This window comes from Parvibaculum sp. (assembly GCF_019635935.1).
In the GTDB taxonomy this organism is placed as follows: Bacteria; Pseudomonadota; Alphaproteobacteria; order Parvibaculales; family Parvibaculaceae; genus Parvibaculum.
The window spans coordinates 1,681,164-1,706,976 of the sequence record NZ_JAHBYN010000001.1 but is presented as its reverse complement, the minus strand read 5'-3'; the positions used below and the strand labels follow the sequence as shown (position 1 = coordinate 1,706,976).

Annotated in this window: 25 protein-coding genes; 6 read left to right on the top strand and 19 right to left on the bottom strand. The window is 65.7% G+C overall.

The window, feature by feature from the left end; translation table 11 throughout:
• Window positions 1-2 precede the first annotated feature (2 nt).
• The 5 genes from KF719_RS08505 to ftsE all read right to left on the bottom strand — a co-directional run bounded on the left by KF719_RS08505 (window position 3) and on the right by ftsE (window position 5,614).
• Window positions 3-2,336: an adenosylcobalamin-dependent ribonucleoside-diphosphate reductase gene (locus KF719_RS08505; RefSeq protein ID WP_293508287.1), complete on the bottom strand. Its 2,334-nt coding sequence runs from the start codon at window positions 2,334-2,336 to the stop codon at window positions 3-5.
• Between the two features lie 120 nt (window positions 2,337-2,456).
• Window positions 2,457-3,206 carry a lysophospholipid acyltransferase family protein gene (locus tag KF719_RS08500; RefSeq protein ID WP_293508286.1) on the bottom strand — a complete coding sequence of 250 codons (750 nt, stop codon included), beginning with the start codon at window positions 3,204-3,206 and terminating at the stop codon, window positions 2,457-2,459.
• 28 nt (window positions 3,207-3,234) lie between these two features.
• On the bottom strand, window positions 3,235-3,858 hold the full coding sequence (locus KF719_RS08495; protein ID WP_293508285.1) for a YdcF family protein: 624 nt from the start codon (window positions 3,856-3,858) through the stop codon (window positions 3,235-3,237).
• A 144-nt stretch (window positions 3,859-4,002) separates the two neighbouring features.
• Complete coding sequence (locus KF719_RS08490; protein WP_293508284.1) at window positions 4,003-4,962, bottom strand: FtsX-like permease family protein; 960 nt, start codon at window positions 4,960-4,962, stop codon at window positions 4,003-4,005.
• Window positions 4,955-5,614: a cell division ATP-binding protein FtsE gene (gene ftsE, locus KF719_RS08485; protein WP_293508283.1), complete on the bottom strand. Its 660-nt coding sequence runs from the start codon at window positions 5,612-5,614 to the stop codon at window positions 4,955-4,957. The genes KF719_RS08490 and ftsE overlap by 8 nt, the downstream gene beginning before the upstream one ends.
• Window positions 5,615-5,820: 206 nt before the next feature.
• Between ftsE and KF719_RS08480 the strand changes: the two genes are divergently transcribed.
• The 3 genes from KF719_RS08480 to KF719_RS08470 are packed head-to-tail and all read left to right on the top strand — an operon-like array spanning window position 5,821 to window position 7,641.
• On the top strand, window positions 5,821-6,708 hold the full coding sequence (locus tag KF719_RS08480; protein ID WP_293508282.1) for an MJ0042-type zinc finger domain-containing protein: 888 nt from the start codon (window positions 5,821-5,823) through the stop codon (window positions 6,706-6,708).
• Between the two features lie 4 nt (window positions 6,709-6,712).
• Window positions 6,713-7,258: a hypoxanthine phosphoribosyltransferase gene (gene hpt / locus KF719_RS08475; protein WP_293508281.1), complete on the top strand. Its 546-nt coding sequence runs from the start codon at window positions 6,713-6,715 to the stop codon at window positions 7,256-7,258.
• Window positions 7,259-7,260: 2 nt separating this feature from the next.
• A complete protein-coding gene (locus KF719_RS08470; protein WP_293508280.1) occupies window positions 7,261-7,641 on the top strand; it encodes a response regulator in 381 nt (126 codons plus the stop codon).
• Window positions 7,642-7,739: 98 nt separating this feature from the next.
• On the opposite strand, the gene KF719_RS08465 is transcribed toward KF719_RS08470, so the two are convergent.
• Genes KF719_RS08465 through argH form a run of 4 tightly spaced genes read right to left on the bottom strand, consistent with a single transcriptional unit; the run spans window position 7,740 to window position 13,232 of the window.
• Complete coding sequence (locus tag KF719_RS08465; protein WP_293508279.1) at window positions 7,740-10,286, bottom strand: TIGR02302 family protein; 2,547 nt, start codon at window positions 10,284-10,286, stop codon at window positions 7,740-7,742.
• Between the two features lie 36 nt (window positions 10,287-10,322).
• On the bottom strand, window positions 10,323-11,591 hold the full coding sequence (lysA, locus tag KF719_RS08460) for a diaminopimelate decarboxylase (protein WP_293508278.1): 1,269 nt from the start codon (window positions 11,589-11,591) through the stop codon (window positions 10,323-10,325).
• A 10-nt stretch (window positions 11,592-11,601) separates the two neighbouring features.
• Window positions 11,602-11,826, bottom strand: coding sequence for a lipoprotein (locus tag KF719_RS08455; protein ID WP_293508277.1), 225 nt, complete (start codon window positions 11,824-11,826; stop codon window positions 11,602-11,604).
• Between the two features lie 23 nt (window positions 11,827-11,849).
• A complete protein-coding gene (gene argH, locus KF719_RS08450) occupies window positions 11,850-13,232 on the bottom strand; it encodes an argininosuccinate lyase (protein WP_293508276.1) in 1,383 nt (460 codons plus the stop codon).
• A gap of 53 nt (window positions 13,233-13,285) precedes the next feature.
• Between argH and KF719_RS08445 the strand changes: the two genes are divergently transcribed.
• A complete protein-coding gene (locus KF719_RS08445; protein WP_293508275.1) occupies window positions 13,286-13,903 on the top strand; it encodes a TlpA disulfide reductase family protein in 618 nt (205 codons plus the stop codon).
• 37 nt (window positions 13,904-13,940) lie between these two features.
• On the opposite strand, the gene KF719_RS08440 is transcribed toward KF719_RS08445, so the two are convergent.
• From KF719_RS08440 to KF719_RS08395, 10 genes are all read right to left on the bottom strand, one after another.
• Window positions 13,941-14,489 (bottom strand): PAS domain-containing protein, encoded by a 549-nt coding sequence (locus tag KF719_RS08440; RefSeq protein WP_293508274.1) that lies wholly within the window; start codon window positions 14,487-14,489, stop codon window positions 13,941-13,943.
• 68 nt (window positions 14,490-14,557) lie between these two features.
• Entirely contained in the window at window positions 14,558-15,433 is an 876-nt protein-coding gene (locus KF719_RS08435) for a 3-hydroxybutyryl-CoA dehydrogenase (RefSeq protein ID WP_293508273.1), read from the bottom strand.
• A 157-nt stretch (window positions 15,434-15,590) separates the two neighbouring features.
• Complete coding sequence (locus KF719_RS08430; protein WP_293508272.1) at window positions 15,591-16,532, bottom strand: FAD-binding protein; 942 nt, start codon at window positions 16,530-16,532, stop codon at window positions 15,591-15,593.
• Window positions 16,529-17,278 carry an electron transfer flavoprotein subunit beta/FixA family protein gene (locus KF719_RS08425; RefSeq protein WP_293508271.1) on the bottom strand — a complete coding sequence of 250 codons (750 nt, stop codon included), beginning with the start codon at window positions 17,276-17,278 and terminating at the stop codon, window positions 16,529-16,531. Before KF719_RS08425 ends, KF719_RS08430 begins: the two co-directional genes overlap by 4 nt.
• A gap of 244 nt (window positions 17,279-17,522) precedes the next feature.
• A complete protein-coding gene (locus tag KF719_RS08420; protein ID WP_293508270.1) occupies window positions 17,523-18,113 on the bottom strand; it encodes a cob(I)yrinic acid a,c-diamide adenosyltransferase in 591 nt (196 codons plus the stop codon).
• A 1-nt stretch (window position 18,114) separates the two neighbouring features.
• A complete protein-coding gene (locus KF719_RS08415; protein ID WP_293508269.1) occupies window positions 18,115-18,624 on the bottom strand; it encodes a cytochrome b in 510 nt (169 codons plus the stop codon).
• Window positions 18,625-18,701: 77 nt separating this feature from the next.
• Window positions 18,702-19,595 (bottom strand): haloalkane dehalogenase, encoded by an 894-nt coding sequence (locus KF719_RS08410; RefSeq protein ID WP_293508268.1) that lies wholly within the window; start codon window positions 19,593-19,595, stop codon window positions 18,702-18,704.
• Between the two features lie 112 nt (window positions 19,596-19,707).
• A complete protein-coding gene (locus KF719_RS08405) occupies window positions 19,708-20,253 on the bottom strand; it encodes an acyloxyacyl hydrolase (RefSeq protein WP_293508267.1) in 546 nt (181 codons plus the stop codon).
• A gap of 144 nt (window positions 20,254-20,397) precedes the next feature.
• On the bottom strand, window positions 20,398-20,592 hold the full coding sequence (locus KF719_RS08400; RefSeq protein ID WP_293508266.1) for a twin transmembrane helix small protein: 195 nt from the start codon (window positions 20,590-20,592) through the stop codon (window positions 20,398-20,400).
• Between the two features lie 72 nt (window positions 20,593-20,664).
• Window positions 20,665-22,374, bottom strand: a complete 1,710-nt coding sequence (locus tag KF719_RS08395) for an acyl-CoA dehydrogenase family protein (protein WP_293508265.1) — start codon at window positions 22,372-22,374, stop codon at window positions 20,665-20,667.
• A 162-nt stretch (window positions 22,375-22,536) separates the two neighbouring features.
• Between KF719_RS08395 and KF719_RS08390 the strand changes: the two genes are divergently transcribed.
• Together KF719_RS08390 and KF719_RS08385 are read left to right on the top strand one after the other, a co-directional pair.
• Window positions 22,537-23,985: a TrkH family potassium uptake protein gene (locus tag KF719_RS08390; RefSeq protein ID WP_293508264.1), complete on the top strand. Its 1,449-nt coding sequence runs from the start codon at window positions 22,537-22,539 to the stop codon at window positions 23,983-23,985.
• 86 nt (window positions 23,986-24,071) lie between these two features.
• Window positions 24,072-25,808: an alpha/beta fold hydrolase gene (locus KF719_RS08385; RefSeq protein WP_293508263.1), complete on the top strand. Its 1,737-nt coding sequence runs from the start codon at window positions 24,072-24,074 to the stop codon at window positions 25,806-25,808.
• Window positions 25,809-25,813: the final 5 nt, after the last annotated feature.

The following is a 25,813-nucleotide window of genomic DNA, read 5'->3' as shown; positions in this document are numbered from 1 at the left end:
TCTCAACTGCATTTCGAGAAGCCGCAGGCGGTGCAGGTTTCGCAGCCTTCCTGCCGCACCATGCCGCGCTCGCCGCAGCGCGGGCAGCCCTTGAGCCGTGTCACCGTCGGGTCGCCGCCTTCGCTCGGCGGGCGCTCGCCGGCCACCGCGCGCAGGGCTTCCGTTACCGGCCGGCCGTCCTTCGCCGCAATGAAGCCGGTGTCGATCATGTGCTGCTCGATCACCTCGCCGATGGCGGCAAGCAAGCTCGGCACATAGCGGCCCTTCATCCATGAGCCGCCGCGCGGATCGAACACGGCTTTCAATTCCTCGACCACGAAGGTCACGTCGCCGCCGCGGCGGAAGACGGCCGAGATCATGCGCGTCAGCGCCACCGTCCAGGCGTAGTGCTCCATGTTCTTCGAGTTGATGAAAATCTCGAAAGGACGCCGCCTGCCATCCTGCAATATGTCGTTGATCGTAATGTAGATCGCGTGGTCGCTTTCGGGCCATTGCAGCTTGTAGGTGAAGCCCGGCAGTACCGTTTCGCGCTCCAGCGGCTTCGACATATAGACGACGCCGTCCTTCTCGTAGATTTCATGCGCGGCGGGCGCGGCAAGCGGCAGCGCCGGTTGCGCGGCTTCCGTTGTCTCGGGCTTCGGCGCTTCGTCGAGCGCCAGAACCGAGCCGCGCACATCGCTCGGGCGATAGGTCGTGCAGCCTTTCAGGCCCATCTCATAGGCGGTCGTGTAGATATCCTTGAACGCATCGAAGGAAATATCGGCGGGCACATTGATCGTCTTCGAGATCGAGCTGTCGATAAAGTCCTGCACAGCAGCCTGCACGGCGATGTGGTCGGCGGGTGCCAGTTCCTGCGCGTTGACGAAATAATCCGGCAGCGCCGTCTCGGCGCCGAAAATCTCGTGGAATTTTTCGACCGCATAGTCCTCGACGCGTTCCTCGCGCCGTGTGCCGTCGGGCAGCAGCACTTTTCGCGTGTAGCTGTAAGCGAAGACCGGCTCGATGCCCGACGAGACGTTGCCGGCGAAAAGCGAAATCGTGCCGGTCGGCGCGATCGAGGTAACGAGCGCGTTGCGGATGCCGTGTTTTGCGATGGCGTCGCGCACATCCTTGTCGAGCGTTGAAACGGTCTCGCCGGCGAGATAGGCGTCGGCGACGAAAAGCGGGAAGGGGCCTTTTTCCTTCGCGATGTCGACCGAAGCGAGATAGGCGGCGCGCGACAGCGCTTTCATCCAGGTCCGGATCAGCTTCAGCGATGCCTCCGAGCCGTAGCGCGCGCGGCACATGATGAGGGCGTCGGCGAGCCCCGTCACGCCAAGGCCGATGCGGCGTTTGGCCTGCGCCTCGTGGCGCTGCCCGGGCAGCGGGAATCGCGACACGTCGACCACATTGTCCATCGCGCGCACGGCCACATGCACCAGATCGGCAAGCTCCACCTCGTCGATGCGCGCCTTGTCGGTAAAGGGCGCCTTCACCAGCGCGGCGAGATTGATCGAACCGAGCAGGCAGGCGCCGTAGGGCGGCAGCGGCTGCTCGCCGCATGGGTTGGTCGCGTGGATCGTCTCGGCGTAGTAGAGATTGTTGCGCGCATTGATGCGGTCGATGAAAATGACGCCGGGTTCGGCCCAGGCAAAGGTCGCGGCGGTGATCTTGTCCCACAGCGCGCGCGCCTTCAGCGTCTTGTAGACCGTGCCGCCGAAGGCGAGATTCCAGTCGGCATCCGCCTTCACGGCCGCCATGAAGGCATCGCTGACCAGCACCGAAAGATTGAACATGGTCAGGCGTCCGGGCTCGCGCTTGGCGTCGATGAAGGCCTCGATGTCCGGATGGTCGCAAGCCATCGTCGCCATCATCGCGCCGCGCCGCGCGCCCGCCGACATGATGGTGCGGCACATCGCATCCCACACATCCATGAAGGACAGGGGGCCGGACGCGTCCGCGCCGACGCCGAGCACCGGCGCGCCTTTCGGGCGCAGCGTCGAGAAGTCGTAGCCGATGCCGCCGCCCTGCTGCATGGTCAGCGCGGCTTCCTTCAGGTTCTCGAAAATGCCTTCCATCGTGTCGGGGATTTCGCCCATCACGAAGCAGTTGAAGAGCGTCACGTCGCGCCCCGTCCCGGCGCCGGCGAGGATGCGGCCGGCCGGCAGGAAGCGAAACCCGGCCATCGCCTCGCGGAAGCGCGCGGCCCAGGCCTCGCGCATTTCCGGCGCCTCGACCTCGGCCAGCGCGGTGGCGACGCGCGCCCAGCTGTCCGCCAACGTCAGGTCGGCAGGCGTCCCGTCCGCCTTGTGCAGGCGGTATTTCATCTCCCAGATCTGTTCGGCGATGCTCTTCATGGGGGCAGCCTAGGCGCGGCTCGGGCGCAAATCAATGTTCTTGGTTTGTACGTAATTTATCCACAAGTCAGCCTAAACCAGGATATTGAAAAACATAATAAATCGGCGTTTTCCCCGGTTTCAGCCTGTAGTGACGGGATGTTTTTCCACAAGGGCTCCGGCGCGTCCGGATTCAGCGAGAAGACGTGCCGCCGCCGCTTCGACGCGGGTCTCCAGCGTCTCCATGAAGCTCTTGCGGTCGAGGCCGGCCGGGATCGGCTCCAGAAACTCGACAATGATGGTGCCGGGGTGGCGCAGGAAGCCGCGCCGGCCCCAGAAGAGGCCGGAATTGACAGCGGCCGGCACGCAGTCAATGTCGAGCTGCCGGTAGAGCGCGGCGACGCCCGGCTTGTAGTCGAGCTTGCTGCCCGGCGCGCTGCGTGTGCCTTCGGGGAAAATCACGATCGGGCGCTTTTCGGCGAGTGCCGCCTTGCCCTGCGCGATCAGGCGGCGGATCGCTTGCGATGCGGCCCCGCGGTCGATGGCGATCATGCGTGCCTTCTGAGCGTACCAGCCGTAAAAGGGAATCCACAGGAGTTCGCGCTTCAGCACCATTGCGGGGCGGTCGAGGATCGCCGTCATGGCGATGGTGTCCCACATCGACTGATGCTTGGAGGCGACCAGCACCGCGCCCTCCGGCAGTTTGCCCCGCACCTCGTAGTTCGTGCCGGCGAGGACGCGCAGCAGCCAAAGCGTCGTGTGCGACCACCAGCGGATCGCGCCATGGGTGAAACGGCGCGGCAAGAAGAGGGCGGGCGTGGCGGCGATCACGGCGACAACCGACATCGCGTAGAAGGTAAGATTGAAGGCGGCAGACCGGAGCCAGAGCAAGGTCGGGATCCTCTATGCGGAAGGCCGTTCAGGACGGCATGGAAGACTGGCGATAGGCCAGCGCGAGCAGAAACTTGGTGTATTCGGAGACCAGCAGCCGTGTGGTGCCCGGATAGGCCCACCAGCCGTCGAGATGCAACGTGTCCTGGAAAACCGGATAAGCGACGATTTCGACCGCCGGCATGGCGCGGCGCAGTTCCAGCCGCGCGCGGGGCAGGTGGTAGGTGCTGGTGACGAGGATCACCGAGCGGTAATCGTTTCGCCGGACCCAGTCGGCGGTCTCGGCGGCGTTGCCGATGGTGTTCTCGGCCATGCGCCCGAGATCGACGCAGCAGTCGAATTTTTCAGCGTCGCCCGGTACGATGTTCTTCAGCGATATGGGCGTCACGTCGGGATGCACACCGGTGATCAGCAGCCGCATGCCCTTGCCCTCGTCGAGCAACCGGTAGGCGACGGTAATGCGGTCGGGTCCTCCGGTCAGCGCGACAATGCCGTCCGCCACGGGCACATCGGCGGGCGGTGTACGATCGAGTTCGGCGGTGAAGAGAAAGAAGCCGCCCGCATAGGCAACCGCGAGCAGCGCCGCAAGACCCGCCCCGATGCGGACAATGCCCCGGTTCCTGTCATCTCGTGGCGCGTCGCCGGCCTTCATGCCCGTACCCGTCTCATCGGTTGCGCTGTCTGGTTTTGCGTGCCGGCCGTTGCCGCCGGCGCCATGTCGAAAATGGCAGCCTAGCATACCCGCTTGGGGCCAAGGTATGGCAAGGCGAACACGGGAGCGCCCTCAAATGTCCGTTCAGAGCATCCGTTCGAGGCTGCGCATGACCGTTATCCGCGCCGTCGCGACGGCAACGGCCGCAGCTGCGAAAGGAACGGCGGCCAGCACCGGATAGTGCTCGGGCTGAAGCCCCGATATCGGGACCATGAACAACCCGTCGCCGCTGCCCGTCAGGTTGAGGACCAGGAAAGTCGCGACCGAAAGCGCCAGCCCGATCAACCCGCCGCGAAAGCCGAGATGCAGGAAGTGCCGCTGCACTTCTGCGGCGATAAATCTGTCGCGCGCGCCGATCAGGTGCAGGACTTCCACGACCTCGCGGTTCGCCGACAGCCCGGCGCGCGTCGCAAACGTCACGATGGCGATTGTGGTCGCGGCGACGGCGGCGAGAATGCCGTAAGCGAGAAAAATGGCGGCCCGCGCCGCGCGGCGCAGCTCGGTGCGCCATTGCCGGTGTGTGTCGAGCGTTGCGCCCGGCGCGGCGGCGGCGATGACGTCGGCGAGCGCGGCGAGATCGGGCGGTGCCGCGGCATCGATGCGAATGTCGACGAGGCGCGGCAGCGGCAGGTCGCCGGTCACATTGCCTGCGCCGAGCCAGGGTTCGAGCATTGCCTCGGTGTCGGCGCGGGAAAGCGCGGTTGCCGAAAGAACGCCCGGCGTTCCGTCGAGCACGGCCATCACGGCGTCGATCTGTTCCTCCGGCGGCGTGTCGGGCGAGGGCTTGATCTGCACGGTGAGCGCGCCGGCGAGATCGCTCGTCCAGTCGCTGGCCACACGTTCGACCGAGAGCGCGGCGCCGAGCGCGAGGCTGGCGAGGAAGCACATGGCCGCGATGACCAGCACCAGCGAAAGCCCGGTCGCGCCGGCGGCCGGCATCACGCTTCGGGTCTCGACCAGCAGGCCGGCAAGGGCGGCGCCGAAACCACGCGGCTCGCTGTGAAAGGTCGGCGCCGGGTCTGGGCGGCGGGGGGTATCAGCCACGGATCGTCAGCCCTCCCTTGTGCAGCACCAGTTCCGGCGCGCCCGCCGTTTCGACCAGCGCGCGATCATGGGTTGCGATCAATACCGACGTGCCGAGGCGGTTGAGTTCGACGAAGAGGCGCAACAGGCGCTGACCCATTTCGGGGTCGACATTGCCGGTCGGTTCGTCGGCCAGCAACAGGTCGGGTTGCGCGACGACGGCCCGCGCGATGGCGGCGCGCTGCTTCTCGCCGCCCGAAAGCGTCGGCGGCCGGGCGCTCATGCGGTCGCCGAGTCCGACCCATGCGAGGAGTTCCTCGACATCGGCCCTGTAGCTTTCCTCGCCCCGGCCCTGGATTTTCAGCGGCAGCGCCACGTTCTCATAGGTCGTCAGGTGATCGAGCAGCCGGAATTCCTGAAAGACGACGCCGATGCGGCGGCGCAGCGGCGGCAGCTCGGCGCGTGGCAGCGTCGCAATGTCCTTGCCGAACATCGTGATCAGGCCGCGCGAGGGCCGCGTCGCCAGAAACATCAGCTTCAGCAGCGAGGTCTTGCCGGCGCCCGACGGCCCGGTCAGGAAATGGAAGGAGGCCGGCGCGAGGTGAAAACTCACGTCGCGCAACACTTCCGGCCCCATGCCGTAGCGCATGCCCACATTTTCGAAGCGAATCATGGCAGCGACGGTATCATGGAACCGCGGCGCCCAAGCAGACCGGCGACGCGAAAAACGGCGTCCTGCCTCGCCTTTCGAGCTTTTGACCGCATCTTCTTAACGCGCCTTTAACCATGGTGCGGCTTTCAATAGGCTTGTGGAAATGCGGATCGTGGCCGGGCGCGCTACGCTCCGATCGCGGCCTGTTTTCTTCAATGCCAAATCGAATGTCCCGGATGATCATTACCTGCCCGTCCTGCTCGACGCGATACCCGGTGGAGGCTTCGTCCTTCGCACCGTCGGGACGGAAAGTGCGTTGCGCCAAATGCGGCCAGAGCTGGCATCAGGCGCCGCCCGCCGATCTCGATGATAGCCCGCCCGCCGCGGTCGAGCCCGTTCCGGCCGCTGAGCCCGCGCCGGTCTTTGCGGCGGCTGCGTCGCGCAAGAAGATTTTCGGCGAGAAGGCCGCGCCTGTCGCAGACGCCCCCGTGTCGGGCAAGGCGGCGGGCGAGCCGCCCGCGCCCGACAGCGACGACGATGTGGTTTTTGGCGATGCGCCCGCGGTTGCGCCCGTCAGCGCCACGGCCGATATCGGCAACCGGTTCCGCGCCCAGGTCCGGCGCGCGGCCTCCATGCGGCGCGGCAAGGTGCTCAATGCCGCCGGCTGGGTCGTGCTGGTGCTGTTCGCGGGCGCCACGCTTGCGGGCGGCTATCAATGGCGCGCCGACATCGCCTCGTTCTGGCCCGCCACCACAAAGGTCTATGCGGCCGTCGGTGCGCCGGTCAATTTGCGCGGCCTCGAATTCCGCAATGTCGCTTATGAGCGGCAGGAAGAGGAGGGGCTCCCGGTGCTGGCCGTCTCCGGCGAAATCGTCAATGTCAGCGGCAAGACGGTGGCGCTGCCACGCTTGCGCGTCGGTCTGCGCGATGGCGCGCAACGCGAACTTTATCATTGGACGCTGGCGCTCGGCCAAAACGAGCTGCCACCGGACGAAGCGACGAATTTCATCACCCGTCTCTCGAGCCCGCCCGTCGAGGCGCGCGACATCGAGGTTCGTTTCGTCCGCGAACAGGACGATGCTGCGCCCAATGGCGGCGCGCCTGCGGCGGAATAGCACCTTGAGCCGCATCGCGCCGCCGGGCGCCCGTATCTCCGTTCTTTACCCGGCGGAAGAAATCGGCAAGCGCGTTCATGCGCTGGCGGGCGAGATCGCCGCCGCGATGGGCCGCGAACCTCTCGTCGTTCCGATCCTCAAGGGCAGTTTCATTTTTGCCGCCGATCTCCTGCGGGCGCTGCATGACGCGGGCGCCGAACCCGACATGGATTTCATCGGCCTGTCGAGCTATGGCGCGGGCACGTTGTCGCTCGGCGAGGTTCGGATCGTGCGCGACACCGAGGCTGAGATCGCGGGACGCGATGTGCTGATCGTTGACGACATTCTGGAATCGGGACGCACGCTTGCCTTTGCCACCGACCTGATGGCGGCGCGGGGCGCCCGCTCGGTCAGGAGCTGCGTGCTGCTGCGCAAGCCCGGCAAGCTTGCCGTCGACTTCACCGCCGATTTCGTCGGCTTCGATTGTCCCGATCGTTTCGTCGTCGGCTACGGCATGGACATGGCTCACGCGTATCGCCAGTTGCCGTTTGTCGGCTTTGTGGAGCGCTGAGGATGGCCCGCATTCTTGTCGTCGAAGACGAACCCGATGTCAGAACTTTCGTGATGCGCGCGCTCAAGGGCGCCGGTCACGATGTCGATATCGCGGGCGACGGCAGCGCCGCGCTCGAAGCGTTGTCGCAGGCGCGCGGCGCCGGACGGCCTCACGATCTCTTGCTGACCGATATTCTGATGCCCGTCATGGACGGCGTGTCGCTGGCGCTTGCCACCGCGCGCGACGCACCGGCGCTGCGCATCATGCTGATGACCGGCTATTCTGACCAGCGCGAGCGCGCACATGGTCTCGAAGCGATCATCCACGACATTCTGCTGAAGCCGTTCACGCTCGATGAGCTGGTGATGCGCGTCGCCTCGGTGCTCGACGGTGGCCGCTAGAGCGCTTCTCGGAAAAGTGGAATCCGGTTTTCCGAAAAGAAGTGCGACCAAACAACAACCTGGAGTCTTTCGGTGTTTCCACGAAACACTGAAAGACTCTAGAAACGCTGCAGCAGGCGATCGAGATAGTCGAGTTCGATCCGCGGCCGTCCGAGATCGGCGGCGCGACGGCGCAACTCTTCGAGAATTTCCCGCGCGCGCTGCATGTCGATCTTGTCCGGCACGGCGACGTCGGCGCCCATGTCCGGGCCCGATTGCCGCATCGGCCGGCCGAACGGGTCGGTGCGTGCCTGACCGCGTCCTTGTCCCTCCTGGCGTCCTGCCATGCCCTGCATCAGCTTGTCGGCGAGCGCCTGCGCGCCGGCGCGCATTTCGTCGATGGCCTGGCCTTGCGAACCGGCGGCGCGGTCGGGACGTCCGTCGCCCAGTCTTTCCTCGGCGTCGCGCATCGATCTTTCGGCATGACCGAGTGCACCCGGCACCTCGGCGCCGCCCTCGTCGAGACCCCGGAGGATCTCGCCGAGTTCGTCGCGTAATGCGCGTTGCGCTTCGGCCAGTGCGTCGAGCGACGGCGTCGATCCGGCGGCGCCGTCATGCGGCGTCTGGCCCGGTGCGCTGGCGCCGGGGCCTTGCCCCGTCATGCCGTCCTGGCCGTCGCTGCGTTCGCTTTCGCCGAACGTCCGGTCCATCAGCTCGCGCTGCTTCGCGATCATTTCGCCCATCCGGTCGATCGCCTGCGCCATTGCCTGTTCGCCGGGCGCCATCGGGCCGGCCTGTCCGGGCAGTTGCAGGTTTTCGAGAATCGCCTGGAGCTGCTGCAGCATCGCCTGCGCCTGGTCGCGCGCGCCGCTCTGGGCAAGTTCGCCGATCGCATTCAGCATGTCTTCGAGCTGCTGGCGCTCGACCATCTGTGCGTCCGACATCGCGTCGCTCATCTGCGACATGTCGGGCATCTGCCCCTGGCTTGCCGTCAGCGCATCCATGTAGCGGTTGAAGGCGTCTTTCAGTTCCGACATCAGCCGCGCGATTTCGTTTTCGCCGGCGCCCTGGCTCAATGCATCGGCCAACGCCTTCTGGGCATTGCGCAGATCGCGTTCGGCCAGCGACAGGTCGCCATCCTCGATATGCAGCGCCACCGACCACAGAAGATCGAAAATGCCGGTCAGGTCGGCGTCGCGCCGCGCTTCGGTCAACCGCCAATAGGCGGCGCGCAGCGACAGATAAACGACCTTGTCGTCGATATAGCGGTCGGCGTCCTGCGTGAAATTGTCGATGAAGCGCGCGACGCTGGCGCCCGAACGCGGGTCGAGCGCGAGGCGGCGGCGCTGCTCGACGATGGCGCGCGCCAACGGATCGGTGAATTCGCGCGCCGGCAATATCGTCTCGACAGGCTCGCTCCTTCCTTCCTGGTTTGCGTCGTCGCGCGCCACCAGCGTGATCGTTACCGGAAGCCCGGCCCAGGGGTGCGGCGTCAGATCGGCATAGGTTTCGCTCTCGGCTTCGCGCGGCCGCAGCGTCGGCAGCGTCAGCTGCACATGCGGCGCGGTCACGCGCGGTTCGGCGGCGGGCCGCGCTTCTTCCATCTCGGGACCGGTGCTGCGATCGAGTTCGATATGTGCTTCCGCGACGGCAACGCCGTAATCGTCCGACGCCTTGTAGGCAAAGCGCAGGGCGCCGGATGCCGATTGCGCCAGCGGCTCGCGCAGTTCGATCGTCGGCGCTTCGTCGGGCGTCACCTCGATGCGCCAGCCGCGAATCAAGCGGCCGCCTTCGGTCAGCGCGAGATCGGTCGTTTCGGCCAGTTCCGCGTCGATGGAGTGATTTCCGTCGCTGACGGTTTTCAACGCCTGCGGGCGTTCGCGCGTTTCGCCGCCGTGGCTTTCGAGAACCGGCGCGTTGCGCAGCCCGTGAACGCGCAGCGCCAGGACACTTCCCTGCGGCGCCACGATCGCGGTCTGCGCGGCCGGTGCCTCGTCGCCGCGGCGGTCGAGATAGAGCGGCGGCTTGCCGGTATAGGAAGGCGGCGTGATCCAGGCTTCGATGGTGGCCTGCGCGCCGGCGCCGGCGCCCGGCAGCAATGCGGCGGCGATGCGGTCGGTGCGGCCGGGGCCGGTGCCCGCGACCGCGACCACGAGCAGCAGCAACACGCCGGCCCGCAGCGCGCGCGGGTCATGCGCGGCGAGGTTTGGCTGCGGCAGGCTGAGGCGAAGCCGGCGCAGCCTTTCGCTCACCCATTTGCGGTGTGCGGACCACAGCGCCGGGTCGCCGGTTGCTTCGGCGGCAACATCCTCATAAGCCGCAAGCGGCGAATGGGTCAGGCCGGAAGATCTTTCGAGATGACGAAAGGCGTCGGCGCGCGTCGGCCATTTGAAGCCGCGAAAGCCGCGCCACAGCGCCCAGACGATCAGCGTGCCGAAGCCCGCAAGCGCCGCCCAATGCAGCGGCAGCGGCAGATAACCGAAAACGCCGAACAGGGCCAGCACCAGAAACAACCCGGCGACGGCGCCCGCCGGCCAGAGCGCCGGCCAGAAAGCCTGCCATGTCAACAGCGCGCGCGCGATCCGCACACGCCGTTCGATGCGCGGGGGCAGCCGCGTGGCTTGCGTTTCCTCGGGGTTCCGTTCGTCTTGTCCGGGGCCGGTCAAAGCTCTCCGCCCTCTTGTCGTCGGCCGGCGGCGCGGTCAGTCCAGCCAGGCCGGGATCATATCCTGTTTCAGGATTGCGTCATAACTGGGGCGTGCGCGGACCTCGGCGAAGTCGCCGCCACGCACCATCACTTCGGGGATCAGCGGCCGCGTGTTGTAGGTCGAGGCCTGCACCGCGCCATAGGCGCCGGCCGACATGATGGCGACGAGGTCGCCCGCCTTCAGGCGCGGAAGATCGCGGCCCTTGGCGAAGAAATCGCCGGTTTCGCATACCGGACCGACGACATCGTAGACGATGCGTTCCGCGCCGTCGGCAGGCTCGGCCACCGGGCGAATATCGTGAAAGGCGTCGTAAAGCGTCGGCCGGATCAGATCGTTCATCGCCGCGTCGAGAATAAGGAAGGCGCGGTCGTCGCCGAGCTTTTCATAGATCACGCGCGTCACCAGAATGCCGGCATTGCCGGCGATCAGGCGGCCCGGCTCGAAGGTCAACTCGCAGCCGAGATGTCCGACAGTGTGCTTCACCATCGCCGCGTATTCATCCGGATGCGGCGGCACGTCATTGTCGCCGCGATAGGGAACGCCCAGGCCCCCGCCAAGGTCGATGTGACGTATATCGTGACCTTCGGCCCTCAGCGCTTCCACCATGCCGGCCACGCGTTCGAAGGCGGCGGCGAAGGGTTCGAGCGTCGTCAACTGGCTGCCGATATGAACGTCGATGCCGCTGGCGTCGATGCCCTTCAGCGCGCGGGCGCGTGCATAGACGGCGGGCGCGCGCTTCCAGGAAATGCCGAACTTGTTTTCGGCCTTGCCGGTCGCGATCTTCTCATGCGTCTTCGCGTCGATATCGGGATTGACGCGCAGCGCGACGCGCGCGACCAGGCCGCGCGCTTGCGCCAGCGACGCCAGCATCTCCAGCTCGGGTTCGGATTCGACATTGAAGCGGTCGATGCCCGCCTCGAGCGCAAACGCCATTTCGCCTTCGGTCTTGCCGACGCCCGAGAAGACGATCTTGTCCGGTGTCACGCCGGCAGCCAGCGCGCGGCGCAGCTCGCCCTCCGACACCACGTCGGCGCCCGCGCCCTGCCGGGCCAGCGTCGCGATCACGGCGAGATTGGAATTGGCCTTGACCGAATAACAGACGCGCGCCGGCTGACCCTTGAAGGCGGCGGCAAAGACGCGGTAGTGGCGTTCGAGGGTCGCGCTCGAATAGCAATAGAAGGGCGTGCCGACCGCCGCCGCGATGTCGGGGATCGCAACGTCCTCGGCATGCATGATGCCGTTGCGGTAGTCGAAATGATGCATGGCGCGGCGATCAGTCTTGGGCGCCGCGGGTCGTGCGCGTCGCGCCCATGCCGTCATCCGTCGCGCGCAGGTCGATCGGCAATTCCTCGTCGTCGAAACCCTTGCTCGTCTCGGCAGCGGCCGGCGGGGGCGTCGCGCCGGGCGGCAGTTCGAGCGATCCCTTCCGGCCGCAACCGGTGACGACGGCAGCGAGGACGAGGCCCAGAACGGCCATCTGCAGATGTCGCATCGTCATATCCCGTTTTCCTTCCGTCCGTCTCATTGGCCGAGTTCGCCGCGCCACCACTTGGCGGCGGCGCGCACATTGGCGGGCGCCGTGCCGCCGAAGCTCACACGGCTCGCCACCGAATTGTCGACGCCGAGCACCGAATATACCTCATCGGTGATGCCGGGCTCCACTTCGCGCATTTCCTCAAGCGTCAGCTTGTCGAGGTCGACGCCCTTCTTTTCGGCCTTCGCCACCAGCGCGCCGGTCGCATGATGCGCTTCCCGGAAGGGCAAGCCAAGCGTCCGCACCAGCCAGTCGGCAAGGTCGGTTGCGGTCGAAAAGCCGCGCGCCGCCGCCTCGCGCATCGCCTTGTCGTTGACGGCGAGCGTCTCGACCATGCCGGTCATGGCGGCCAGCGACAGCGACAGCGCGTCGAGCGCGTCGAAGGCCGCCTCCTTGTCTTCCTGCATGTCCTTCGAATAGGCGAGCGGCAGGCCCTTCATCACGATGAGCAGCGCCGTCAGCGCACCGACGACGCGGCCGGTCTTGGCACGCACCAGTTCGGCGGCGTCGGGATTGCGCTTTTGCGGCATGATCGAGGAGCCGGTCGTAAAGCTGTCGGGCAGGTGCACGAAGTCGAAGCCCGGCGTCGACCAGATGACGATTTCCTCGGCCAGCCGCGAGAGATGCGTGGCGCAGATTGCCGCCGCCGACAATGTTTCGAGCACGAAGTCGCGGTCCGACACGCTGTCGAGCGAATTGCGCGTCGGCGCATCGAAGCCGAGCGCGGCCGCGGTCTTTTCGCGGTCGATCGGAAACGACGTGCCGGCGAGTGCGGCGGCGCCCAGCGGCGATTCATTGAGACGCCGCCGCGCATCTGCGAGCCTGCCCCGGTCGCGCGCCGCCATTTCGACATAGGCGAGGCAGTGATGGCCGAAGGTCACGGGCTGCGCGGTCTGCAAATGCGTGAAGCCCGGCATAATGGTTGCCGCATGCGTCTCGGCCTTTGCCACCAGCGCAAGCTGCAGGTCCCGGAGCTGTCTGTCGAGATGGTCGATCGTGTCGCGGATATAGAGCTTGAAGTCGGTCGCCACCTGGTCGTTGCGCGAGCGCGCGGTATGGAGCCGCCCGGCCACAGCGCCGATCAGCTCGGCCAGCCGCGCCTCGACATTCATGTGGATGTCTTCAAGCTCGCGCTTGAACGAGAAGTTTCCCGCCTCGATCTCGGCCAGCACCGCGTCGAGACCTGCGACGATTTTATCGGCATCTTCGCTTGAGATAATTCCGGTTTCGGTCAACATGGCCGCATGCGCCTTCGAGCCCCGGATATCCTGGGCGAAGAAGCGCTTGTCGAAGCCGATGGAGGCGTTGATTTCCTCCATGATCCGGTCGGGGCCGGTGCCGAAGCGGCCGCCCCACATCTTGTTGCTCATTGTCTTTCTCCGGGCGGCCGCGGGCCCGAACCGGGGTGGAAGCGGACTGTTCCATGGCTCAGGTCGGACCGAAGTCTATCGCCATTCTGGCCGGCGCCGCCCTTTTGATCGTCGGGGCGGTATACTTGATCGTGCAGGGGGGCGGCAACCCGGACGATCCTGGGGCGCCCGCCGCGCCGCCGGCCCTTCAGGCGCTGGCGGTCGGCGACATGGCCAATTTCAGGGCCGCGGCCGAGCCGGCGCCGGTGCCGGCGGTCATTTTCGAGGGGGGCGAGGGCGAGGCACTCACTTTCGACGATTTCAAGGGCCGGCTCGTCCTGCTCAACCTCTGGGCGACCTGGTGCGGGCCCTGCCGGGAGGAGATGCCGGCGCTCGACCGGCTGCAGGCGGCTTTGGGGAGCGCGCAATTCGAGGTTGTGGCGCTCAGCGTCGACAGCAAGGGCCATCCGCTTGCGCGGGCGTTCTTCGCCGAGCACGGCCTCGACAATCTGGCCTTCTATATCGATCCGACGGCGCGGGCGAATGTCACGCTCAAGGCTTTCGGCCTGCCGACGACGCTGCTGATAGCGCCCGACGGTCGCGAGATCGGCCGTCTGGTCGGCCCGGCCGAATGGGACGGCGACGACGCGAAGCGGCTGATCGAGGCGGCGCTCAATCCCTCCGCGCCCTGATCGAACGGTTGCACGGAATCGACGGCGCGCCGTTCGCTCAGTCCGGCTGGGTTTCGGCGCGGCTCACGAACATCGCGCCGATCGTCTGGGCGGGTTCGGTGCCGCCGGCGGTGATCGGCACCGAGATCGCGTGGCCGACCAGATAGAGCCGGTTCGAGGCGGCGAAGGGAACGCGCAGGAAGATCGGCTTGCGGCCGAAGAAAGCCTTGCGCGTGACATGGAGCCAGCGCGTCTGGACTTCCTCCGGGTTGGTCGGAATGGTGTTTTCCTCGGCGAATTCCGACAGCAGCTTGCCGGTTCGTTCCTCGCCGAGCAATTCGACAAGCGCGGTGCCGAAAAGCCGTGTACGGAAATCCTCGCCGCCGTTCATCGCCTCGGCGATGATCATGTTGGGCAGGAAGCGCGTCAGCTCGGCGGGCGAAATGTCGGCGCGGTCCGGCATTTCGCGGGTGCCGCGCTTTCTCTCGATATAGTCGAAGAACTCGATGACGAGCGGATGCTCCGGCGCGTCGATGAATTGAGGTTCATGCGTGATCTTGCGCGCCCGCTCGCCCGCTCCGAAACTTCCCGCCGCTTGTTCAGCCATGCTTCCGGCTCCTTGCCCTTATTGCGGCAAGTTTCGCATGAGACGGTTAACGAATTGTCGGTGCGGATCTAGCGCGTCGGGACCGGCTTTTCGCCGCGATAATCGTAGAAGCCGCGCTGGGTTTTGCGGCCGAGCCAGCCGGCCTCGACATATTTGACCAGAAGCGGGCAGGGCCGGTACTTCGAATCCGCCAGCCCGTCATAGAGCACCTGCATGATCGAGAGGCAGGTGTCGAGGCCGATGAAATCGGCAAGCTGCAGCGGCCCCATCGGGTGATTGGCGCCGAGCCGCATTGCCTTGTCGATGCTTTCCACCGAGCCGACGCCTTCGTAAAGCGTGTAGACCGCTTCGTTGATCATCGGCAGCAGGATGCGGTTGACGATGAAGGCCGGGTAGTCCTCGGCATTGGCGATCTTCTTGCCGAGCGTTTCGGCAAAACCGCGCACCGTCTCGAAGGTCGGATCGTCGGTGGCGATGCCGCGCACCAGCTCGACGAGCTCCATCACCGGCACGGGGTTCATGAAATGCATGCCCATGAAGCGTTCCGGGCGGTCGGTCGAGGCGGCCAGCCGGGTAATCGAGATCGAGGAGGTATTGGTCGCGATCAGTGCGTCCTCGCGCAGATGCGGGCACAGCTCGGCGAAAATCTTGCGCTTCACTTCCTCGATTTCGGTCGCCGATTCGATCACGATGTCGGTGTCGTCGAAACTTTCCATCGACGCCGCCGCGACGATGCGCGCGATCGCGGTGTCGCGATCGGCTTCGGTGATGCGGCCGCTGGCGACCTGCCGGGTCATGTTGCCGTCGATGGTGGCGAGGCCGGCCTCGACGCGCTCCTTCGAAATGTCGAACAGCGCCACGTCATAGCCCGCCAGCGCGCAGACATGCGCGATGCCATTGCCCATCTGGCCGGCGCCGATCACGCCCACTTTGCGAATTTTCATCACGTTTCATCCCGGCTGGCGGGCCCGGTTACGCATGGCCCGCGAAACAAAGGTAGCAAAGATTTGAACGCATTGCGTCAGATAACGAAACGGCGCCAGCCCGTTTTCGGGGCGGCGCCGTTTCTCGTGGTCGCGAGGCCCTGGGCCCGCGGGCGGTTCAGAGACCGGCCTTGGTCAATTCCGCTTCGAGTTCCGGCACCGCTTTGAAGAGGTCGGCCACGAGGCCGTAGTCGGCGACCTGGAAGATCGGGGCCTCTTCGTCCTTGTTGATGGCGACGATGACCTTGGAATCCTTCATGCCGGCGAGATGCTGGATCGCGCCCGAAATGCCGACGGCGATATAGAGGTCGGGTGCGACCACCTTGCCGGTCTGGCCGACCTGGTAGTCGTTGGGCACGAAGCCCGCATCGACGGCGGCGCGCGAGGCGCCGACGGCGGCTCCGAGCTTGTCGGCGATGGTTTCGAGCATGGCGAAGTTCTCGCCGTTCTGCATGCCGCGGCCGCCCGAAATGATGATCTTGGCGGATGTCAGTTCCGGACGGTCGGATTTCGTCAGCTTCTCCTCGACGAATTCCGAAAGTCCCGGATTGTCGCCGGCGCCGATCTTCTCGACGGCGGCCGAGCCGCCCTGTCCGGCGGCCGGGAAGGCCGTCGTGCGTACCGTGATCACCTTCTTCGCGTCGGTCGCCTTCACCGTCTGGATCGCGTTGCCGGCATAGATCGGACGCTCGAACGTGTCGGCGCCGTTGACGGCGGTGATTTCCGAAATCTGCGCCACGTCGAGCAGGGCGGCCACGCGGGGCATGAAGTTCTTGCCGACGGTGGTGGCGGCGGTCACGATCGCGTCGTAATCGGCGGCGAGTTTCACCACCAGCGCGGCCAGCGGTTCGGCAATCGGATGCGCGTAGAGCGCGTCGTCGGCAACCAGCACCTTCTTGACGCCGTCGAGCTTGGCGGCCGCGTCGCCGGCGGCGCCGCAATCCTGGCCGATCACCAGCACATGCACGTCGCCACCGAGCTTGGCGGCGGCCGTCACGGTTTTCGCGGTGGCGTCGTTCAGCGCCTTGTTGTTGTGGTCTGCAATAACAAGCGTGGTCATCCGATCACTCCCGCTTCCTTGAGCTTCGATACGAGCTGTTCAACCGATTCGACCTTGATGCCGGCCTGGCGCTGCGGCGGTTCGGTCACTTTCAGCACTTCGAGGCGCGCCTTCACATCGACGCCGTAATCGGCCGGCGACTTCTCGTCGATCGGCTTCTTCTTGGCTTTCATGATGTTGGGGAGCGAGGCGTAGCGCGGTTCGTTGAGGCGCAGGTCGGTGGTTACAACGGCCGGCATGTTCAGCATCAGCGTCTGCAAGCCGCCGTCGATTTCGCGCGTCAGCTTCAGCTTGCCGCCTTCCAGTTCGACCTTCGAGGCGAAGGTGCCCTGCGGCCAGCCCAGAAGGGCGGCCAGCATCTGGCCGGTCTGGTTGCAGTCGTCGTCGATCGCCTGCTTGCCGAGAACGATCAGGTCGGGCTTTTCTTCTTCGGCGATGGCTTTCAGGATTTTCGCCACGTTGAGCGGTTCGACCGTTTCGTCGGTCTTCACCAGAATGCCCCGGTCGGCGCCCATGGCGAGCGCGGTGCGGATGGTTTCGGTCGTCTGCTGGACGCCGATCGAAACGGCGACGACTTCCGTCGCCGTGCCGGCTTCCTTCATGCGAACCGCTTCTTCGACGGCGATTTCGTCGAACGGGTTCATCGACATCTTCACATTGGCGAGATCGACACCGGTCTGATCCGACTTGACGCGAATCTTGACGTTGTAATCGACCACTCGCTTGATCGGGACGAGGACTTTCATTGAGGCGAACTCCCTGCGCGTTGCCGGGGACGGTGGAAATCCGGGGGTGTGACCCCGGCCCCTTGAAACCCTGGCGCCGGTCTTGGTGTGGGTCTTTCGATGCGGCGGGCGGTCCGCGAAATGGCTGTTTCCTTGAGGAAATTCCGCCTGCCAGCAAAAGCGACGTAAAGCTGCTGCTGCGGTGCGGCAACCTAGTGGCCCCGTCCCCTCCTGTCAACGCGACCGGGGGCGGCTTTCCGGGCCCTCAGCGGCTTGCGCCGGGGGTCCAGAGCACGTCGCCGGGGCCTTTGCCGTCCACGCCCTTGTTGACGTAGCGGGCAGCCACGAAAAGGAAATCCGACAGCCGGTTCAGATAGTGCAGGGCCGGGGCGCCGACCCGTTCTTCGGGCTTTTCGGCGAGCGCCGCCACCAGCCGTTCGGCGCGGCGGCAGATGGTGCGGGCAAGGTGCAGATGGGCCGCGGCCGGAACGCCCGCCGGCAGAACGAAGGAGCGCAGGGGCTCGAGCCCGGCGTTCAGTTCGTCAATCTCGGCCTCAAGCCGCGTCACCTGCCCCTCGACGATGCGCAAGGGTTCGTAGTCGAGCTTTTCGCCGCGGTCGGGCGTCGCGAGGTCGGCGCCGAGATCGAAGAGGTCGTTCTGGATGCGGGCCAGCATGGCGTCGAGTTTTTCCATGCCGGCGGTGTGGAGCCGCGCCACGCCGATCGCCGAATTGGTTTCGTCGACGGTGCCGTAGCTCTCGATCCTCAGCGCGTGTTTCGGCACGCGCTCGCCGCTCGCAAGCGCCGTCGTGCCCTTGTCGCCGGTGCGTGTGTAGATCTTGTTCAGCGTGACCATGTCAGCCTTTTGCGAAGGGCAGCATCCGTTTCAGCACATTGTCCTTCAGGACGAAGTGATGATAGAGCGCGGCGGCAATGTGGATCAGCACCAGCGCCAGCAGCAAGCGGCCGTTGACGCCATGCAGGAAATTGCCGATGCCGTTGATCGTGTCGTTCTGCGCGATCTTCAGCGGAATGACGCCGAAGGCGACCGGTTCGCGCTTCGAGGTCGTCACCATCATCAGCCCGAAAATCGGTTGCAGCGTCACGCACAGCATCAACAGGTGATGAACCGACTTTGCCGAAATCTCCTGCCAGCGCGGCATCGGCGGCAGGGCGGGACGCGGCTTGCTCATGCGCCAGCCGAGCCAGAACACCATCACCGTCAGCACGATCAGCCCGAAGCCGAAATGCCATGTCGCCGTTTCGCGGCTCAGGTTGAAGCCGCCATAGAGCATCAGCAGCACAAGCACCGCCGCGACCCAGTGAAACGCCTTGGAACCGCCGCTGAAAGTTTCGGTCTGCGACATCGGAGCCTCCCCCTTGTTTGCAATCCCGCGCAAGCCTCGCCCGGGCGGCGCCGGGGATCAACCCTTCTTCGCGCGCCTTATTTTTTCCAGCCCTTGCGCCATTTGGCGATGGCCTCGCCGATTTCGTGGGGGCTGTCTTCCTGAATGAAGTGGCTGCCCTTCACAGTCACTTCGGTCTGGTTCTTCCAGCTCCGGCAGAACTCGCGCTGTGCGCCGATCAGGATGGCGCCCGGTTCGGCATTGACGAAGAGCTTCGGCAGGCCGTTTTCGGACATCCAATGCGCATAGTCGGCGGCGATCTCGACGACATCGGCCGGCTCGCCGCCGAGCGGGATCTGGCGCGGCCAGGTCAGTGTCGGCCGGCGGTCCTCGCCCGCTTCGCGGAAGGGGCGGCGATAGACGTTCATCTCTTCGTCCGTCATCTTGCGGATCACCGAGCCCGGCAGCACCGCCTCGATGAAGAGGTTCTTGTTCAGGATCATTTCCTCGCCGACGTCGGAGCGGAAGCCCTGGAAGATACCCTTGGCCGCCTCGCTCCATTCGCTCCATTCGAGCGGCCGCACGATGCCTTCCATATAGGCGATGCCTTCGACGAGACCGCGATGCCGGTTCGCCCAGTCGAAACCCAGCGCCGAGCCCCAGTCGTGTATGACCAGCGTGACATTCTTCGTTGCGCCGACTGCTTCGAGGAAGGCGTCCAGAAAGCGCCGGTGCTCCCGAAACGTGTAGCGTTCCGGGCCCGAGGGTTCGAGCTTGTCGCTGTCGCCCATGCCGATCAGGTCGGGCGCGATGCAGCGGCCTTGATCCCGCAGATGCGGCATCACATTGCGCCACAAATAGGACGATGTCGGATTGCCGTGGAGAAAGACGATCGGGTCGCCTTCGCCCATTTCGACATAAGCCATGGAACGTCCCGAGATCGTTACCGATTTCTTCGGGTGTTCGTGCGGCGAAATTTCTTTATTGGTCATCGGCGGCCTCCACGATGCAAACCGGCATGATACGCCGGGCCGCCGTCAGGCCCAAACGGCAAAAAGGGCGCCCCTTGCAGGCGCCCTCATGACCATTTCCCCACGCGTTTGCCTAGAAGGTGTAGGCGTAGCGGATGCCGGTATTGGTCAGGCCTTCATTGCGTTTGCACAGACCGCCATTCGACATGTGCTCGACTGTGAGCATCAGCGCGTTCGACTTGTCGAAGCGATAACCGATCGAACCGCTCTCGTGGAACTGCGCCCGGCAGCCATAGTCTTTGCTGGTCGCGGTCCTGCCCTTGGTCGAACCGTCATGCACAGCGCCGCCGAATGTCAGGTCGATGAAGAAGGCGTCGGTGAGGTCGAAGGTCCAGCCGAGGCCGGCATAACCGAAGCTGGTGCCGTTGCCGGTGTTGACGGTGCCGCCGATCAGCGGACGCGGCGCAAAAGCCCAGGCGAGAAAATCCGGCGACACGAATCGGATTTCGGCGTTGATGTCGGGATCGCTCGTCTCATGCGAGTCGTGGAACATGCTCGAGTCGTGATCCATGACGCCAAGGCGCACTTCGCTGATGAAGCCTTCGGCCGATGCCGGAACGCCGGCACAGATAAAGGCGGTTGCCGCCATGGCGGCAAGCAGACTTGTCTTTTGCTTCACGATGAAACCCCTGATCTAAGACCCCCGGTCGCCAAGCAATCCTACAGGATGTCCGCGGCGCTCGCGACGATCTGAATGCGTCTCCTGGCGCGAATATACGCGATTGTGGCAGGCAAGCGTCGGTTTTTGGTTAACAAGGGGTACTCACCGGTTGGCGAGATAAAGCCCCAGCATGATGACGATAACGGCCAGAAACTGCAGGCCGACGCGCCAGCGCATCAGCAGTTGCGAGCGGTTGGCCGAGCCGCCGCGCATCATGTTCCACAGGCCGGCCAGCAAGACCGCCAGCACCGCGATCAGCGCGATCGGCGCCAGCCAGGTAACGACGAATTCAGACATGGTTGTGTTCCTGGTTGCCGCCTTCGAGCAGGCGGAATTTCTCAGTTGCCGCCTTCAAGCAGGCGGCATTTTTCAGTTGCCGCCTTCGAGCAGGCGGCGGGCAATCACTTGCGCCTGGATTTCGGCGGCGCCCTCGAAAATGTTCAAAATGCGTGCGTCGCAGAGCACACGGCTCACCGGATATTCGAGCGCGAAACCGTTGCCGCCATGGATTTGCAGGGCGTTGTCGGCCGCCGCCCAGGCGATGCGCGCCGCCAGCAGCTTGGCCATGCCCGCTTCGAGGTCGCAACGTCTGCCGCCATCCTTCTCGCGTGCCGCAAAATAAGTGAGCTGGCGCGCCACCATGATCTCGACGGCCATCGTCACCAGCTTGCCGTTGACGCGCGGGAAATCGTAGATCGGCTTGCCGAACTGGATGCGCTCCTGCGCATAGCGCAAACCGAGTTCCAGCGCCGATTGCGCGACGCCGACGGCGCGCGCCGCGGTCTGGATGCGGGCGCTTTCGAAGGTCTGCATCAATTGCTTGAAGCCCTGACCTTCCTCGCCGCCCAAGAGGTTTTCGGCCTTCACTTCGAAATCGTCGAAGCCGATCTCGAATTCCTTCATGCCGCGATAGCCGAGCACCTCGATTTCGCCGCCCGACATGCCCTTCGCCGGAAAGGGATCGGCGTCGTCGCCGCGCGGCTTTTCCGCCAGCAGCATCGACAGGCCCTTGTAGCCCGGCGCGTCGTTGGTGCGGCAGAGCAGCGTCATCACGTCCGCGCGCGCCGCATGGGTGATCCAGGTCTTGTTGCCGTTGATCTTGTAGACGTCGCCCTCGCGCTTCCCGCGGGTGCGCAGGCTCGCGAGGTCGGAGCCGGTGTTCGGTTCGGTGAAGACCGCCGTCGGCAGCACTTCGCCGCTCGCGATCTTCGGCAGCCATTTGTCTTTCTGTTCCTTCGTGCCGCCGCCGAGAATGAGTTCGGCGGCGATTTCCGAACGCGTGCCGAGCGAGCCGACGCCGATGTAACCGCGCGACAATTCCTCGGAGACGACGCACATCGATTCCTTGCCGAGGCCGAGGCCGCCGAATTCTTCCGGGATCGTCAGCCCGAAGACGCCGAGTTCGGCCATCTGCTTGACCACCGGCATCGGGATGTAGTCGTCCTTCAGGTGCCACTCATGCGCGTGCGGGATCACTTCGGCATCGGCGAAGCGGCGCATCTGGTCGCGGATCGCGTCGTAGGTTTCTTCGAGCCCCGTATCGCCAAAGGTCGCGGCGCCGGCATTGGCGGCGATCAGCTCGGCCAGCCGCGCGCGCACCGCCGTCGTGAAGCCGGCGCTTGCGAGCCGGCGCACCGCCGGCGCGGCACGAAATGTAGCGACATCTTCCTCCGTCAGCCCGAGATCGGCGGGACGCACCGTCTCGCCCTGGCTCATCGGAATGCCGCCCGCAAGCTGGTTCAGATATTCGCCGAAGGCGGCCTGCACCAGCAGCGCCTCGAACTCGCCGAGGCGCTTCTCGCCGCTCATGCGCGCGGCATAGGCCGCCATCTGGCGCAAGGCTTCCACATAGGTTGCCATCCAGGCGAAGCCATGCACCGCGAATTGCTCGCGCTCGATCGCTGCAGCCGAGACCTTGCCGTCCTTCGCCACCAGCGCGAAGACCGACGCCCGCGCCTTCGCCAGCAGCGCGTCGGCGTCGTCGACGGCTTGCGGCGTCAGCGCCAGCAGGTCGGCGCGTTGCAGCGCCTCTCCGGGTCGGGCGGGCGATTTGGCGGCGGCGCTTTCGGCAGGGCTCATGGGGTGAACTCGTCTCGATGACTGTGTAAAAAGGCGGGAAGCGGCGGGTTCGGCGGCATGGCGCCGCCCTCTCGATGTCTATATATCTCGAACACCCCCGTCCGGCCAGCCGGGCGGGGCGGATGCGGCGAAGGGCCCCGGCGGCCCGCAAACGGGGGTTCGATGGACAACACCAAGGTTGTCGGCCTTGTGGTCGGGGCGCTTCTGGTGGCGCTTTCGGTGCTGATGCTGGTGCCGATCCTTGCGGAGCTTGTCGCCAATAGTGGCGACTGGCAGGCCTTTCTGGGAAGCGCCGTCATTACCGGCTTTGTCGGCGGCGCGCTGATGCTGGCCAACCAGACGGAAGACCGCGATCTCGGCCACCGCGCCACCTTTCTCGTCACCGTGCTCTCCTGGCTTTCGGTCGGCGCCTTCTCGGCGCTGCCCTTCGCGCTGTCGCGCGTCGGCATGTCCTACCCGGACGCCTTTTTCGAAGCCATGTCGGGCTTCACGACCACCGGGGCGACCGTGATGACCGGCCTCGACATGACGCCGCCCGGCCTTCTCCTCTGGCGCTCGCTGCTGCAATGGGTCGGCGGCATCGGCATCATCGTCACCGCGGTCGCCATTCTGCCGTTCCTCCGCGTCGGCGGCATGCAGCTCTTCCGCACCGAGAGCACCGACCGTTCCGACAAGGTGCTGCCGCGCCCCGGACAGATCGCGGTCGCCATCGGCGAGGTCTATCTGCTGCTGACGCTTCTCTGCGCACTTGCCTATATGTTGGCCGGCATGCTGCCGTTCGACGCGCTCAATCACGCGATGACGACGGTCGCCACCGCCGGCTATTCGACGCATGACGCCTCGTTTGCGCATTTCGACAGCGCCGTGATCGAGTGGATCGCCATCGTCTTCATGATTTCCGGCGCCGTGCCGCTGGTGCTTTATGTCCATACCGCGCGCGGCACCGGCGAAACGCTGTGGGGCGATCCGCAGGTGCGCGGGTTCCTCGTCATTCTCGCCAGCGTGTCGATCGTCATGGCGCTGTGGCTGGCGGCGCGCGGCGACTATTCCTTCTTCACGGCGCTGCGCTACACGGCCTTCAACGTCACCTCCATCGTCACCACCACGGGCTTTGCCAGCACCGACTACACGGCCTGGGGTTCGTTTGCGGTCATGGCCTTCCTCTTCCTGATGTTCATCGGCGGCTGCACCGGCTCGACCTCGGGCGGCATGAAGATCTTCCGCCTGCAGGTGCTCGCTATGCTCCTGCGCACGCAGATACGTCAGACGCTTTATCCGCATGTCGCGCAGACATTGCGCTACGGCAACCGAACGGTCAGCCGCGACATCGTGTTTTCGGTCGCCTTGTTCGTCTTCGTCTATCTGGCGTCGATGGTCGTCGTTGCAATGGCGCTTGCGGCCTTCGGGCTCGATTTCATCACCGCGCTTTCTTCCGCCATCACCTCGATCGCCAATGTCGGCCCCGGCCTCGGCCCCATCGTCGGCCCCGCCGGCAATTTCGCGCCGCTGCCCGACGGCGCCAAGATCGTCATGGCGCTCGCCATGCTGCTCGGCCGCCTCGAACTGCTGACGGTGCTGGTCATGTTCTCGAAGGATTACTGGCGGGAGTGAGGGTGAATTTGCCAATGGCCGGTCTTCCGGGGATGGCGTAGCATCCCGCCTGGCCGGCCGGAGTGCCGTGCGTCGGGGGTACGGCGATGAAGGTTTCGGGGGGCGACGTGCCGGCCGGCGAGCCGGCGGGGCTGGTCGATCAGGTCTATGCGACGGTGCTCGAACCCGGCCGTTACGACGAGTTGATGGCCGCCTGGGAGCGGCATATCGCCGACGCCATCCGCGAACTCGACGGGCCGGAAACCGAGGGACGGGCGCCGTCCGACCGCGACGAAATCGAACGCCATTTTCTCAATGCCTTCACCATTCTCGAACGCCTCGGCCGGCCGCTCGAGGACCGGCGTCCGATCGAGGCACTGGTCGATGCCGATCCCCGTCCCGCCATGCTGCTCGCCGCGAGCGGGCGCGTCGCCGCGGCCAACGCCGCCGCCGCCGAACTCTTCGCCGCCTCCGCCGGACAATCGCTCGACGCATTGCCAGTCGATGCCGACGGCATGCGCCAGATCCGCGAGGCGCTGTCGCGGATGGGCGCCGAGCCGCCGGGGCGGCTGCTGGCGGTGGCGCGTGCCTTTTCGGCGCGCGACGGTTCGGCCTTCATCGTTGCGCTGACATGCGCGCCGGTGCGCGAGGGCGATGCGCCGCTCGGTCTACTCAGCGTCGCCGACCTTGCCTGGAATGACCGCATCGGCGCCGTGCTGCGTCAGGCGTTCGGGCTCAGCGAGGCCGAATGCGACATCGCCCGCGCGTTGATGGCGGGCGCCTCGGCGCGCGACATCGCCGATGCGCGCAAGAGCTCCATCGAAACGGTTCGAACACAGATGAAGGCCGTGCTGCGCAAGACCGAAGCGCATTCGCAGGGTGAGCTGATCCGCATGACGGCGGCGCTGGCGCAGTTCGACATGGGCGGCGAGGGCCGCATCATGGCGCGCGGCCGGCGGGCTTCGGCGCTGTTCGACATATTGCGGCGCGGGCCGCGCAAGCTTGTCTACACGCGGATCGGCGCACCGCAGGGCCGGCCGGTGCTCTTCGTCCACGGCATGCTCGACGGCTATGCGGCGCCGCTCTTCAACCGCGAGGCGCTTGTTGCGCGCAACATCAGTCTCATCGTCCCGGCGCGTCCGGGTTTTGGCGGGTCGGATCATGACGGCGAGGCGGAAGGCGCGCCGGACCGTTTCGCCGCCGATGCCGAGGCGCTGCTCGATCATCTCGGCATTGCGCGCTGTCCGGTGCTCGGCCATCTCAGCGGCGCGCTTTATGCCTATGCGATCGCGGCGCGCATGGGATCGCGCATCCCGCATATTCTCAACGTTTCGGGCACGGTGCCGGTCACGTCCGGCGCGCAGATATCGGCATTGGCGCCGCGCCAGCGCATTGTCGCCTATACGACGAAATATGCGCCGCGCTTCTCGCGGCTGATCCTGCGCGCGGCCGTGGCGCTGATCGACAGCGGTGGCCATCACGCCTTCATGAAGGCGCTTTACGAAAGCGCCGTCGCCGACTGGCCGGTCGCACAGCGCGGCGATGTGCTGCCGCATTTGAGCGACGGTTACGACTTCATGGTGGCGCAGGGCTACAAGGCCTTCGAGATCGACGCCCGGCTGTTGATGCAGGACTGGAGCCGGTATGTGGCGCCCGTCACCCAGCCGGTGACGCTGCTGCACGGGCCGCACGATCCGGCGGTGCCGGTCTGGTCGGTGCGCGATTTCGCCGGCCGCTACGCCAATGTCGCGCTGCATGAGGTCGCGGATGCCGGGCAGCTCATCTTCTTCGCCCGGCCCGAACTCGTGCTCGACCGGCTGGAATCCGCGCTCCGGGCACCCTGATTCCA